The sequence below is a fragment of the Pseudomonadota bacterium genome (assembly GCA_026388215.1).
Taxonomy (GTDB): domain Bacteria; phylum Desulfobacterota; class Syntrophorhabdia; order Syntrophorhabdales; family Syntrophorhabdaceae; genus JAPLKF01.
On sequence record JAPLKF010000059.1, the window covers coordinates 1 to 13202 of the forward strand.

16 protein-coding genes are annotated in these 13202 nt (G+C 41.5%); 8 read left to right on the forward strand and 8 right to left on the reverse strand.

Annotated elements, in window-relative coordinates:
• The 7 genes from NTU69_04055 to NTU69_04085 form a co-directional block, all read right to left on the reverse strand.
• The coding region (locus NTU69_04055; protein ID MCX5802698.1) for a dihydrodipicolinate synthase family protein at positions 1–397 on the reverse strand (397 nt) is incomplete at its 3' end.
• A gap of 11 nt (positions 398–408) precedes the next feature.
• A complete protein-coding gene (gene dapF, locus NTU69_04060; protein MCX5802699.1) occupies positions 409–1197 on the reverse strand; it encodes a diaminopimelate epimerase in 789 nt (262 codons plus the stop codon).
• Between the two features lie 28 nt (positions 1198–1225).
• Positions 1226–2485 (reverse strand): diaminopimelate decarboxylase, encoded by a 1260-nt coding sequence (gene lysA / locus NTU69_04065; GenBank protein ID MCX5802700.1) that lies wholly within the window; start codon positions 2483–2485, stop codon positions 1226–1228.
• A 3-nt stretch (positions 2486–2488) separates the two neighbouring features.
• On the reverse strand, positions 2489–3484 hold the full coding sequence (locus NTU69_04070) for a hypothetical protein (protein MCX5802701.1): 996 nt from the start codon (positions 3482–3484) through the stop codon (positions 2489–2491).
• Positions 3456–4829, reverse strand: a complete 1374-nt coding sequence (argH, locus tag NTU69_04075) for an argininosuccinate lyase (protein MCX5802702.1) — start codon at positions 4827–4829, stop codon at positions 3456–3458. The genes NTU69_04070 and argH overlap by 29 nt, the downstream gene beginning before the upstream one ends.
• Entirely contained in the window at positions 4826–5497 is a 672-nt protein-coding gene (locus tag NTU69_04080; GenBank protein MCX5802703.1) for a YggS family pyridoxal phosphate-dependent enzyme, read from the reverse strand. Before NTU69_04080 ends, argH begins: the two co-directional genes overlap by 4 nt.
• A complete protein-coding gene (locus NTU69_04085; GenBank protein MCX5802704.1) occupies positions 5494–6084 on the reverse strand; it encodes a Maf family protein in 591 nt (196 codons plus the stop codon). Before NTU69_04085 ends, NTU69_04080 begins: the two co-directional genes overlap by 4 nt.
• Positions 6085–6245: 161 nt before the next feature.
• Between NTU69_04085 and NTU69_04090 the strand changes: the two genes are divergently transcribed.
• The 7 genes from NTU69_04090 to NTU69_04120 all read left to right on the forward strand — a co-directional run bounded on the left by NTU69_04090 (position 6246) and on the right by NTU69_04120 (position 11274).
• Positions 6246–6569, forward strand: coding sequence for a divalent-cation tolerance protein CutA (locus NTU69_04090; GenBank protein MCX5802705.1), 324 nt, complete (start codon positions 6246–6248; stop codon positions 6567–6569).
• Positions 6570–6664: 95 nt separating this feature from the next.
• Entirely contained in the window at positions 6665–7585 is a 921-nt protein-coding gene (murQ, locus tag NTU69_04095; GenBank protein ID MCX5802706.1) for an N-acetylmuramic acid 6-phosphate etherase, read from the forward strand.
• Positions 7569–7718, forward strand: a complete 150-nt coding sequence (locus NTU69_04100) for a hypothetical protein (GenBank protein MCX5802707.1) — start codon at positions 7569–7571, stop codon at positions 7716–7718. The genes murQ and NTU69_04100 overlap by 17 nt, the downstream gene beginning before the upstream one ends.
• A 72-nt stretch (positions 7719–7790) precedes the next feature.
• Positions 7791–8351: a CoA pyrophosphatase gene (locus NTU69_04105; GenBank protein ID MCX5802708.1), complete on the forward strand. Its 561-nt coding sequence runs from the start codon at positions 7791–7793 to the stop codon at positions 8349–8351.
• A complete protein-coding gene (locus tag NTU69_04110; GenBank protein ID MCX5802709.1) occupies positions 8338–9504 on the forward strand; it encodes an MFS transporter in 1167 nt (388 codons plus the stop codon). Before NTU69_04105 ends, NTU69_04110 begins: the two co-directional genes overlap by 14 nt.
• A 3-nt stretch (positions 9505–9507) precedes the next feature.
• Positions 9508–10923 (forward strand): ribosome biogenesis GTPase Der, encoded by a 1416-nt coding sequence (gene der / locus NTU69_04115; protein ID MCX5802710.1) that lies wholly within the window; start codon positions 9508–9510, stop codon positions 10921–10923.
• Positions 10924–11052: 129 nt separating this feature from the next.
• A complete protein-coding gene (locus tag NTU69_04120; protein ID MCX5802711.1) occupies positions 11053–11274 on the forward strand; it encodes a LapA family protein in 222 nt (73 codons plus the stop codon).
• Positions 11275–11368: 94 nt separating this feature from the next.
• On the opposite strand, the gene NTU69_04125 is transcribed toward NTU69_04120, so the two are convergent.
• Positions 11369–12790, reverse strand: coding sequence for an anion permease (locus NTU69_04125; protein ID MCX5802712.1), 1422 nt, complete (start codon positions 12788–12790; stop codon positions 11369–11371).
• A gap of 319 nt (positions 12791–13109) precedes the next feature.
• Between NTU69_04125 and NTU69_04130 the strand changes: the two genes are divergently transcribed.
• Positions 13110–13202, forward strand: a 93-nt coding sequence (locus tag NTU69_04130; protein MCX5802713.1) for an isocitrate/isopropylmalate family dehydrogenase, incomplete at its 3' end; no start/stop codon positions are given.

Here is a 13202-nt window from a genome sequence, read left to right on the forward strand (position 1 = left end):
ACAAAATCAATGGTATATCTACTTCTTCCGCAACCTTTTTGTAATGCCTGTATAAACCCTCCTGTGTTGGTTTATTATAATATGGGGTTGTGAGGAGACAGAGGTCTGCACCTAATTTCCTGGCGCCCTCTGTGAGTTCAATTGTCTCCTTTGTGCTGTTTGAGCCTGTCCCGGCAATTACAGGCACAGCACCATTCACATACTTTATGGTAAGCTCAATCACCCTTTCATGTTCATCATAGGATAGTGTTGCTGCCTCACCTGTTGTTCCGCACGGCACAATGCCATCAACACCGCCCTCGATTTGAAAAGCAATCAGCTTTTTCAGTGATTCTTCGTCTATCCTGTCATCATTGAAAGGTGTTACTAACGCTGTGTATATACCCTTTAATTCCATGGTTTCTCCTTCTATAAAAGTGCTTCTTCATGCAATGTTCCCATATATATAATCTTTGTATCCCCTTCAAGGTATACCTCATCATTGATATAGACCTTCAGTATTTCCCCTCCTTTGGTCCATATGTTCACAGGGGTTCCGGTTAATGCCTTCTCTTTTAAAATAACACCAACTGCAACTGCACCTGTGCCGCACGCAAATGTTTCACCCTCAACACCTCTCTCATAAGTCCTGATCTTCACATTTTCCCTATCAACAACCTTTACAAAATCGACGTTTGTACCCTTATCCCCAAACTCCTTATGATACCTTACAGCCCTTCCTAATTCCTCAACAGGTATACGATCTGTATCATCTACCAGAAGAACAGCATGGGGTACCCCTGTATTCACACTGCTTATAAATATCTCCTTGTCTTCAAGGGCAATAGGATAATCGAGTTTTAAATCAATCGGGTCTGTGAGCTGAAGCTTTACCCTTGTTCCATCTAATTCTGCCTTTATGAGACCGGCAATCGTTTCAAAAATCATCTTCTCCTTTGCAATACCCTTCATGAATGCAAATCTCGCAGCACATCTGCCCCCATTCCCGCACATCTCTGCCTCTGAGCCATCTGCATTGAAAAATCTCCAGCGAAAATCAAACCTTTTTGAATTTTCAATCAATATCAGGCCATCTGCCCCAACTGAATGGTACCTTCTACATATCTTCACCGTAAAATCGACTATATCCTGAAAATTCTTATAGACCATTCCATCCCTGTTGTCTATTATTATGAAGTCATTTCCACTTGCACTCATTTTAAAAAATTCCAATTTCAACACCTCGTTACACCTCCAAAAATGGCGGGATCGATTCTCCCCTTATCAGATCCTTGTACGTCTCCCTTTTCCTTATGACAAAAAACTCCTTTCCTTTTACAAGTACTTCTGCCACCCTCTTTCTTGAGTTATAGTTCGAAGCCATGGAAAAACCATAAGCACCTGCCCCTAAAACAGCTAATAACTCACCTGGTTCAAGGGACGGGATATCCCTATCCCTTGCAAAAAAATCCCCTGATTCACAAATAGGTCCGACTATGTCTACCCTCACATCTCTCCCATTATTCTTTTTCACAGGTATGATTTCATGGTAGGCATTATAGAGGGCCGGTCTCACAAGGTCATTCATGGCACCATCCACTACATAAAAGGTCTTTTCAGGTGTTTTTTTTACATAAAGAAGCCTCGTGATAAACACACCACTATTCCCGACCAGGACCCTGCCAGGTTCAAGTATTAAAGTAAGGCCTGTTCCCTTTAGTTCCTTTTCTATAACCTTTGCATAATCTTCTGGATGGGGTGGAAGCTCATCCTTGTATGTAATTCCAAGACCTCCACCAATATCAATATATTTAAGAGATATTCCATCCCCCTTAAGTTGAAGAATCATATCTTTCAAGGACCTCACAGCATCGACAAAAGGTGTAAGTTCCAGTATCTGCGAACCTATATGGGAGGATATGCCTACGGGCTTAAGATGCTTATCCCTGTTCATCCCTTTATAAAGTTTATAGGCATCATCCCACAGCACACCGAATTTATTCTTTTTCAGACCTGTCGTGATATAGGGGTGTGTTTTCGGGTCTATCTGGGGGTTTACCCTTATTGATACAGGCACCTTTCTCCCCATATGTATCGCCATATTTCTTATAGAGGCCAGTTCATCCTCTGATTCCACATTTATCATAAGGATACGAGACCTGATCGCAGACTTAATCTCCTCCTCCGTTTTTCCCACACCTGAAAACACTATCTTCTTACCGGGTATGCGGGCGCAAAGTGCCCTGTATAGTTCACCCCCTGATACTATATCTGCACCACCCCCGAGCCTCTCTATAACCTTCAAAATCGCTATGTTTGAATTTGCCTTACAGGAATAGCAGATAATATGGGGTATCCCTTTAAAGGCATTATCAAAGACACGCAAGTGGCGTGCGAGTGTTTTATAGCTATATACATAGAGAGGTGTTCCAGCAGCCTTAACTATGGCATCTATGGGTACATCTTCACAGTATAATTTGCTATCTCTATATCTGAAGAAATGCATGGCTTATTCTTTCAATATTATTATAGACTCACGTGAAGGCTCACTCTCATTCCCTGACGTATCGAGAGAGGTTATATAATATGAGACATATCTGTAATTAGGAATCTCCCTGTCAAAAAACATATTCCCCTTCACAGGCTCTTTATTCAACTTCTGCGCCTTCCCGGCACTTATCCTGAACACATTATAGCCTAAAATATCCTTTTCTACACTCTCCTTCCAGCTAATAACCACACCATTTTCCTTTCTCTCAGCCTTTACATTCGTTGCGGTTGAAGGGGATGTCTTGTCCATTGGTACTACCTCTACCTTTAATCCTTCACCCTCCCATCTCAATCCGCCTGTCTCCTTTACCTTCCTGATTTCGTATTTGTATTTCTTCCCATTCTCAAGCCCTGAATCTACAAAGTATGGTCTCGCAAGCGGTGCACTATTGAGTGGAGAAAGGGGGTAGGTATCATCATCATACCTGTACACATTATATGAAAAACCTTCCTCCTTTGGCCACGACAATTCAACCTTTCCATCCTCCCCCTTTGCAGAAATGTCTCTAAGTGATTCCGGTGGTTTCTCCCATTTTATAGAAAATACATTCGAGGTATCCCCTCGAAGACCCTTTTTTGTAATAGGATAAACCTTATACGCATATTCAAACCCATCCGCTAAATCATCATCATATACATATAGCTTTCCATTAGATATCGTATAACCCTTTTCTTCTTCAAGGCGGATCTCTTTAAACGGTTCAAAGACCCCCAGACAACTGCCACAACTCTTAAACATCTTAAAGCCTGCAAGGTCTATCACTGCTGACCCGTCCTTGTTTCGCTGTGGCATTGAAAAGGAAAGGAATAAAACCCCATCCCTTACTCCTCCTGATAAATCATTTATGCCCCCCGGTATAGGTAATCCCTTCGGCAAGGGGTCTCCCTTCTTACCACAGGAAGTTAAAAGCAATATTATCCCGATACTAAGAATTAAGATATATCTTTTCTTCATTAATTTCTTTTTCAACCCCTTTAAAAGAAGCAGCCCCTGTGGTTTTTCTATTCTTTAAGATGTTACGGGGATTGATATAATCAAAAACATCATTCCCAAAGGCCCTGGAATATTTTTTTATATCTCCAATCTTCATCTCCCACAGGGATTTACCTTTTTCCTCACACCCTCTCACCAGTTTACCAACTATTCCATGTGCTTCCCTGAAGGGTATCCCTTTTATAGTGAGATATTCTGCCATCTCAACAGCCGGCATAAAGCTATCATATACAGCAGCTTCCATCCTTTTTTTGTTTACCATCATACCCTTTATACACAGTTCCATGATAGAAATCGCATCTTTTGCAGTACTTATTGCATGGAATAGAGGTTCCTTATCTTCCTGGAGGTCTCTGTTATAAGCGAGCGGAAGGGCCTTCATCATTGAAAACATACTGAAGAGGTCACCGATAACGCGGGACGATTTGCCCCTTATCAGCTCCAATCCATCAGGGTTCTTTTTATGAGGCATGAGACTACTGCCTGTGCATAACTCATCAGGCAATGTAACAAATGAAAACTCCTCTGTAGAAAAGATTATGAGATCCTCTGAGATCCTTGAGAGATGTATCATTATCATGGCAAAGCAAAAGATGGCATCCAGAACAAAATCCCTATCAGACACCGCATCAATACTATTTTCAGAAATCTTTGAGAAGCCCAATCTCTGCCTCACATACTCCCTGTCCAATGGTATGGTCGAACCTGCAAGTGCACCACTTCCAAGGGGCAAAACATCTACCCCCTTTTTTATATCCTTGAGCCTTTCCCTGTCCCTTTTGAACATATAGTAGTACGCCATCAAATAATGGGAAAAGGTGATTACCTGGGCCCTCTGCATGTGGGTATACCCTGGCATAATAGTCCTTTTCTCTTTCTCTGCCCTGCCTATTAAACCCTTAAGCAGTCTGCACAGGCACTCATCTATGTTGTTAAGCTCTTCTTTTAAAAACATCCTCATATCAAGAGAGACCTGGTCATTCCTGCTTCTTCCTGTATGGAGCTTTTTCCCTGCATCCCCTATTTTCTCTATAAGCCGCGCTTCTATATGCATGTGTATATCTTCCATCGCATCTGAGAATGAAAGTTTCCCTCCTTTAATCTCCCTTTTTATTTCATCAAGGGCAGTTACGATTGTTCTTTTTTCTTTCTCCGTTAAGATACCAATCTTCTTTAGCATCTCGGCATGTGCCTTACTCCCCTCAATATCGTATTCAAAAAGCGTCCAATCAAAGCGGATAGAGGCACTGAATCTCTCCATAAGGGGGTTTGTTTTACCTTTAAATCTACCTCCCCACGCCTTCATGTTCTTTCACCAAATATTGCTGTACCAATTCTTACCATGGTAGCGCCCTCCTCGATTGCTACTTCAAAATCTGAAGACATTCCCATAGAGAGTTCCTTCATATCCAGTAAAAACTCCCTATTAGCCCTTTGCATAATCTCCCTTAATCCACTGAAAATGCCCCTTACTTCCTCAGGTGTTTCAGTATACGGTGCCATAGTCATAAGCCCAATGGGTTTCACATGTCTTAATGTATTAACCTTTCTTAGCATTCTCCTCAGATTTTCTTCTGTAGTCCCGTATTTGGAGGTTTCGCCGGAGAGATTCAACTCGAACAGAACCTTTATATCCTTTTCATATCTATCGAGGCCCTCAAGAAGTTCCCATCTGTCAACCGAATGAACGTAATTAAAAAGTCTTTGTATATATTTTACCTTATTTGTCTGTACATAACCAATCATATGCCAGCAAACGCCTTGCTCGAATCCTTCGATTTTTCTCTTTGCCTCTTGAATATAATTTTCCCCGAAATCCCCAATACCACAGGAGGCAGCATCCCGTATCCTTTCGATGTCAACACCCTTAGTAACACCAATTAATCGCACACTTAGTTCAGATCTACCTGCCCTGCTACAAGCCCTCGCTATTCTTTCCTTTACACGCTTGATCGAGTCTTCAATCTTCTTCAAGAGAGAACGCCCAATGACAAAAGAACCTCAGCAACCTCACATACGGGAAGGCCAACAACATTTGTGTAGGACCCCTTTATCTCCTTTACCATATAACCGCCCTTACCCTGCACTGCATATGAACCTGCCTTTCCCAGGGGTTCCGACGTTTTTATATACCTTATAATTTCTTCATCGGATAAGTCTCTGACAAAAACCCTTGTCTCCACTGCATCCCGATACACAATATCCTTTGATAAATTCAGGACGCAGTAGCCTGTAATAACCTTATGCCATTTTCCTCCTAAGGTCTTCAGCATATCGAAAGCTTCTTTTTCACCCTTTGGTTTCCCCAGCACCTTGTTTTTATACACAACCGCTGTATCTGCCCCGATAATCCATTTATCCGGAAAATGGCTTCCCACCTTAGAGGCCTTTTCATACGATATTCTCAACACATACTCCCTTGGAGGCTCATCCTTCCTCCTGCGTTCATCAATATCAGGGGGTATAATGGAAAAGGATATGCCAAGGGTCCTTAAGATATCCACCCTTCTTGTAGATTCACTTGCCAGTATTATAGAATCTCCATCCTTAACTTGAAACATCTTAGTCTCCTATCGTAGAATAGAAAAATATATGAAATTCTCTATAATTTCAAGATAAATGTGTATTTAAACTATCAGTAGTCAGCTTTCAGCCGTATTGGATTAGAGATTCTTTAAGCTGATGGCTAAAAGCTAATGGCTAAACGACGAAAGGAGAGCTAATGAATGGTATTATCCAAATCATTACAACAATTGACAGCAAAGATAAGATAGAGAAAATAGGCAGACACCTTCTTGAAAGAAGATTGGTCTCATCCGTACAGATTATAGGTCCAATAAAAAGTATATACTGGTGGAAGGGGAAGATTGAAGAAGCTGAAGAATGGGCATGCGTCATGAAAAGCAGGAAATCTCTCTACACAAGTATTGAAAAAGAAATAAAAAAACTCCATACTTATGAATTACCGGAAATCATAGCGATTGATATAGATAATGTCCTATCAGAATATACCAATTGGGTTCTCAGTGAGACTATAACAGAATAGAACAGAATTAAGTTTTCCACTTGAGTCACACTGACACTTTCTTGTATGATATTTATCAGATCCTTATCTTTCACTTTTCCGTCTATGGGAGGAATATGATTACTGAAGACAGGAATCCCCGTTCCACAAATATTGAAAACCTCTCAATAGAAGAAATATTTAACATCATGAATGATGAAGATAGTATAGTCGTAAAATCTGTAAGTGGAGCAAAGGACAGTATATTGAGGGCCATAGATGATGCGATTCATACAATTGGGTCAGGGGGCAGCCTTATCTATATAGGAGCTGGAACAAGCGGCAGGCTTGGAATACTTGATGCATCAGAAATACCTCCCACCTTTAATGTATCATCCGATACAATCAGGACAATCATTGCAGGCGGTAAACGTGCTATAACCAATTCTATAGAAGGTGCTGAAGACGATAAGGATGCTGGAAAAAGGGCTGTTTCGGATGTAAGGGTAAAAGATATGCTACTCGGAATTTCAGCAAGCGGGAAGACCCCTTACGTGATTGCTGCATTAAAGGAAGGGAAGGCACACGGTGCAAAGTGCTGGCTTCTGACATGTAATAATGTTGCATACAAATTCCTTGACGGGATCATTAAGGTGCTGGTGGGGCCTGAGATTATCGCTGGCTCTACAAGGTTAAAGGCAGGAACTGCTACGAAGATCGTTTTGAATATGATTTCTACCGCCACCATGATAAAGTTGGGAAGGGTATATAAGGGTTATATGATCGATGTAACCCCCTCAAATACCAAGCTTATAAACCGCTCTTTAAAAATCATTCAGAATATTACAGGTTGTAGCCATGAAAAGGCAAAGGTGCTTCTTAAAAAATCAGGCAATAACGTGAAAACTGCATTATTGATGAATCTTGGTGGATTAAGCTACAAAGATGCAAGGTTACGCCTGAAAAAATCAGGCGGATCTCTTAAACGTGCATTAGAGACAGCAAACAGTGAGAAAGCAAGTGTGAGCTATGATGGAATTAGTGGACACCAAAGTTGATGTACAATACAAGAACGGAGGTGTCAGAATAGAAAGGATTCCCAATGCATTATACACAAAGGAACTTCGGGAAGAAGCAGTAAGGATGATAACAAAGGGTGGCTTGAAAGCACCGGAGGTCAAAGAAGAATAAGTAGCAGCTGCAGACAGCTCCCTATCACCGCTTTTACATTGATTTCTCAGACCTGTCCTGTTAAAATAGCGGATGATTTCTCTGATAAAAGAACGATTAAAAGTATATCAGGCCAAGGAAATTCAATGCCCTAAATCCACATGGGCCGGGGTTATCATCCCAATATTTGAAAAAGATGGAAAGCCATTTATTGTTCTGACAAAAAGAACGCATACAGTAAAGATACACAAAGGTGAGGTCTCTTTCCCTGGCGGCATGTACGAAGACAAAGATGGTGATAGGATAAACACCGCCATAAGGGAATGCTGTGAAGAAATAGGCGTGAAGAAAAAGGACATGGAAATCCTCGGAAGACTGGACGATATGTTCACATTAACAGGTGTTTGTGTAAGACCCTATGTTGGCATCATACCATATCCATACACATTCAAGACAAACCCACATGAAGTGGCTTACCTCATATACCTTCCGCTTCAATACCTCCAGGAAGTCTACCCGGCTATGGAAGAAGCGGAACATGCAGGCAAGGTCGAGAAGGTACCCTCATTTTATTACAATGGTGACAGGATATGGGGGGCCACATGCAGGATACTCTTAAGGTTTAAACGGATAATAGAAGATGGGAAGATTTAACTTCAAGGTTTTATTGATCCTTTCGTTGGGGCACCTTGTTGTGGACATCTACCAGGGGGCACTCCCTGCAACATTGCCCTTCCTGAAAGAAAGGCTTTCCCTCTCCTATACGATGACAGGTTTTATACTGATGGTTGCCAATTTCACCTCTTCCGTGCTTCAACCGCTTTTTGGTTTTTATTCGGATAAAAAAGAGAAGGCAATCCTTCTTCCCATTGGAATATTATGTGCAGGTCTTGGATTTTCCCTTTTATCCTTACCTACAAACTATGCAATCATTCTTATGCTTGTGACAATAAGCGGTCTTGGTGTAGCATCATACCACCCCGAAGGCTACAAAACCGCCCATTTCTTTACCGGTGAAAAGAGCGTTACCGGGATGTCCATATTCTCTGTGGGGGGGAATTTTGGCTTTGCACTCGGTCCCATCATATCAATCTACATCATACAATACCTCGGATTTTCTTCCCTTCCAATAATTATCCTGCCATCATTGATCTTTACAGCGATAATTATTTACCAGAAAAACATAATAGCCATTCCTAAAATTGAGCATACAGAAAGACGGGCAGTTATGGACAAAACCCGTACCCCTATAGGCGCTTATATTTCTCTTGCCCTCATTATAAGTATAGTGGTGATGAGATCATGGACACAGATGGGTCTTTTAACCTATATACCCTTTTATTACATAAACTACCTGAAGGGAGACCCCCTGTTCGCAGGAAAGCTTGTTTTTGTATACCTTCTGTGCGGAGCAGCAGGCACATTGCTGGGCTCACCTTTTGCTGACAGATGGGGTCATAAGTTTTTCTTGAGATTATCCATGTTCCTCGCAACATTAACGTTACCACTGATCTTTGTGCCATTTATTGCAAAAAGCTATCTTTTATTCTTTGTTCTCGGGTTACAGGGAATTTTCCTCATCTCCACCTTCTCGGTAACTATAGTGATGGCACAGAAACTCCTGCCCCACAGGGTCGGGATCGCCTCAGGCCTTATGGTAGGCTTTGCGATCGGGACAGGTGGTTTAGGGGTAACGCTCCTCGGGTTAGTTGCAGACACATTTGGTGTTCCAGTTGCCCTTGAATCCATAATAATCTTACCCTTCATAGGGTTTGTTTTAAGTCTCATCGTAAGGTATAAAGGATAGGAAATGAAGTCTGTTATAAGTATCGTAGGTCGGCCTAATGTAGGTAAATCAACCCTTTTCAATAGAATTATAGGTTACAGAAAGGCAATCACAGAAGACACCCCGGGGGTTACAAGGGATAGAAATTACGGTGAGTTTGATTATCAGGGAGAATCCTTTGTGCTTGTTGACACAGGAGGGTTTGAGCCTTTTAGGGAAGATGGTTATTTCCCCCTGATAAAAAGGCAAATCCATGTATCTATGGATGAGTCATCGGCAATAATATTTGTTTTAGATGGAAAAGAAGGGATACTTCCTCAAGATGTGGATATTGCAAAGATATTAAGAAGGTATGAAAAACCAGTCTTATATGCGATTAACAAGGTAGATTCAAAGAAAAGGGAAATGGACATTTCAGAATTTTATGCCCTTGGGGCTGAAAGGTTGTACCCGATAAGCGCCCTCCATGGCATAGGTATAGGAGAGTTGCTCGAAGATATTTATAAAGCAATGGGAGGGACGAAGGACGAGGGACTAAGGACGAGGGACGACCGCTTTGCTTGGACGAGGGATGAGGTAAACCGTGAGGGACGTGGGACTATACGAAAAGCAGAGAGCAGAGAGCAGAGAGCAGAGAGCAAGGCAGAGTTATCAGAAGCAATTCGGATTGCCATTGTGGGGAGACCTAACACAGGAAAATCCTCTATTGTGAACAGACTTCTCTCCTCGGAAAGGATGATAGTAAGCGATATTCCAGGAACTACAAGGGATGCGATCGACTCAAAGATTATGTTCAGAGATGAAGAGATTATCATCATCGATACTGCGGGACTACGGAAGAAGGGCAAAATCTATTTGAAGGTAGAGGAATATTCTGTCGCAAGTGCCCTTCATACCATAGAGAGGGCGAATATTGTAAATCTTATAATAGATGCAAATGAAGGGGCAAGCCATCAGGATGCAGCCATAGCACACCTGATCATTACAAAGGGCAAGGGGATCTGTATTGTTATAAATAAATGGGACCTTGTAAAAGGAAAAATAGGCGAAAATGAATACACAGAGATGATTAAAAAAAGGATACCCCATGCAGCATTCTCTCCTGTTATCTTTACCTCTGCAAAAACCGGGAAGAACATTGAGAAAATACTGGAAATAGATGCAAGAATATATGCCCAGCTTATGAGAAGGATAAGCACCTCAAGGTTGAACGTGGTCTTCGAAGAATTCTTTCGAGGATCCAGCGTGCCTTATATTGAAGGGAAACAGGTAAAAATCTCCTATGTCAACCAGGCAAGGATCTTACCTCCCACCTTTGTACTCTTTTCAAACTACCCCAGGTTGATACCGGAACACTACAAAAGGTATCTTATAAACTGCGTAAGGGAAAAGTATGGTTTTCAAGGTGCTCCTTTAAGGCTGATTTTTAAGAAAAAATAAATACCTTTGCCAAGTAAAAAATGGACAATAGACCTGCACTTATACTTAAATCTTCAGGTGCAAAATATTTTTAAAAGATGTAAACTTAAAAGCATTTAAACATAGCTTGAACATGAATGCGGAGGTTGAATGAGCATAATAATACTTGCATTGATTATCATATTATTTATCGCCACATTCTCAGTACAAAATGCAGCACCTGTATCCATCTCTTTTTTGTTCTGGAAATTTGAGGGATCTTTGGCAATCGTGATATTCCTTTCAGCATTAGCTGGAGCGGTTATTGCCTCTATTGTTGTATTTTGGCTACATATTGGGCGGCATGAAAAGGAAAAGAAACCAGGTACATAGACTGATGAGTAAGGGCCGTTATCTATCTTAACTCATAAACGGCCCCACCCTCAATCGAAAACAAAAGACTATATAAATATGCTAAGCAATCTTCTTAAGATACATACCACCTCAAATAGGGAATCCCAATAATCAGAAACACTACCAAGAAGATTACGCCAAATATAAATCCCAATGTCCAGAACTCCTTACGACTTATATACCCACTCCCGTAGTAAATAGGACTTGGCCCTGTGGCATAGGGGGTCAGAATACCTATCAACCCAAGCGTATAACAGAGAAGCATAGCGAGTAATTTTATAGGCATACCTGGTACTACTATAGCCGTTGCTAAAAATACAGGGAGTAGCGCTGTAGTATGTGCTGTAATACTCGCGAACATGTAGTGGACCATGTAAAAAATGGCAACGAGCAAAATTATTATCCAGATGAGGGGCAAACCTTTCATAACCCCTGCGGTGATTGTTGCGAACCATTTGATGAATCCTACAAGTCTTAAGCCATCAGCCAGAGTGACCAGTGTACCAAACCATACCAACACATTCCATGCCTGCTTGTGGTTCAGTAAATCGTTCCAGCTTATGATGCCGGTAAGAATCATGAGAGAGAGAACCATCAAGGCTACCGTAGTGGCGTCAACCCATTTGCCACCAAAAATCCAAAGGACCAGTGCAATGATTGCCAGGCTTGCCATGGTTAATTCGTTACGTGTTATCTTACCCATCTTAGATAGTTCATCACGAGCCCATACATGGACACTCTCGCTGGACTTTACCTCTGGTGGATATATCTTATAAACCAGATAAGGAACTAATATGAAAAGCAGTCCACCCATCGGCAAAAAACCTAAAAACCATTCCCGCCAGGTAATGCTCACCTTAACGGTTTTACTCACCAATTCCAATGCCAGGAGGTTGGGTGCAAGTCCGGTTAAAAACATTGAGCTGGTGACGCAGGTAGTAGCTAAAGCAGTCCACATGATATAAGAGCCAATCTTACGGGATGTCTCTCCAGGTTCTGAACCATAGAGTCCAGGAATGTTTTCGATAACAGGATAGATTGTCCCACCACTTCGTGCGGTATTTGACGGAATGAAAGGCGCCAGAACAAGGTCTGATATGGCAATGGCATAACCAAGCCCCAGTGTTTTCTTCCCGAGCCATTGTACCAGAAACAGTGCAATACGACGCCCAAGACCTGTTCTCTCGTAGCCCATGGCAAACATGTAAGCTACAAAGATCAGCCAGACTGTGCCATTTGAGAATCCGGAAAGAGTCCACTTGATAGCGTCGCCTGGTTTAGTGCTGATAAGCTGTAAAACAGCAGCTAACGTAACGCCGATGACGCCTATCGCAGCTGCCGGCATTGGTTCCAGGATTAAGCCTAAGATAACACCAACAAATAAAGCAAAATAGTACCAGGCATGTGGCTGTAAACCCTGGGGAACAGGTATTAAAATAAGAACAATCCATACAATGATCGGTATCAATGCATTTCTAAGCAATTTCTTGTCCATATAAGTTTACCCCCTTTAATATGTTTGGTAATCTATAATGTACTTTAAGTAAGAATATATCATGGTTGTCACAAAATAAAGCAAATTTTAAACTAAAAAAGGTATGTGTCATACTTTTTTTAGTTTTTTTGTTGCCTTTTTTACATTTTCCTTTAAAATTCATTTTATGGAAAATAATGTATTATTGAGTATTTTCGGCTCTTTTGAGCCGGGAAACGTACGTGAGTGCGACTTCGAGCAACGAGCGAAACAGTGTTCCGGCCATGCCAATTTTTTCACACCTTCTTAAGGGGTACATCAAGCAATTTTAGGAGGAAATATGCATAGGATAGCCGTTATTCCTGGGGATGGTATCGGGAAAGAAGTAGTACCCGAGGGTATCAGGGTCATTGAAGCTGTTGGAAAAAGGTTT

Bases quoted from the DNA above. Each gene is read 5' to 3' on its own strand.
- dapF (MCX5802699.1), bottom strand. From the start codon at position 1,197: ATGAGTGCAAGTGGAAATGACTTCATAATAATAGACAACAGGGATGGA.
- lysA (MCX5802700.1), bottom strand. From the start codon at position 2,485: ATGCATTTCTTCAGATATAGAGATAGCAAATTATACTGTGAAGATGTA.
- NTU69_04070 (MCX5802701.1), bottom strand. From the start codon at position 3,484: ATGAAGAAAAGATATATCTTAATTCTTAGTATCGGGATAATATTGCTT.
- argH (MCX5802702.1), bottom strand. From the start codon at position 4,829: ATGAAGGCGTGGGGAGGTAGATTTAAAGGTAAAACAAACCCCCTTATG.
- NTU69_04085 (MCX5802704.1), bottom strand. From the start codon at position 6,084: ATGTTTCAAGTTAAGGATGGAGATTCTATAATACTGGCAAGTGAATCT.
- NTU69_04090 (MCX5802705.1), top strand. From the start codon at position 6,246: ATGAATGGTATTATCCAAATCATTACAACAATTGACAGCAAAGATAAG.
- murQ (MCX5802706.1), top strand. From the start codon at position 6,665: ATGATTACTGAAGACAGGAATCCCCGTTCCACAAATATTGAAAACCTC.
- NTU69_04105 (MCX5802708.1), top strand. From the start codon at position 7,791: ATGATTTCTCTGATAAAAGAACGATTAAAAGTATATCAGGCCAAGGAA.
- NTU69_04110 (MCX5802709.1), top strand. From the start codon at position 8,338: ATGGGAAGATTTAACTTCAAGGTTTTATTGATCCTTTCGTTGGGGCAC.
- der (MCX5802710.1), top strand. From the start codon at position 9,508: ATGAAGTCTGTTATAAGTATCGTAGGTCGGCCTAATGTAGGTAAATCA.
- NTU69_04120 (MCX5802711.1), top strand. From the start codon at position 11,053: ATGAGCATAATAATACTTGCATTGATTATCATATTATTTATCGCCACA.
- NTU69_04125 (MCX5802712.1), bottom strand. From the start codon at position 12,790: ATGGACAAGAAATTGCTTAGAAATGCATTGATACCGATCATTGTATGG.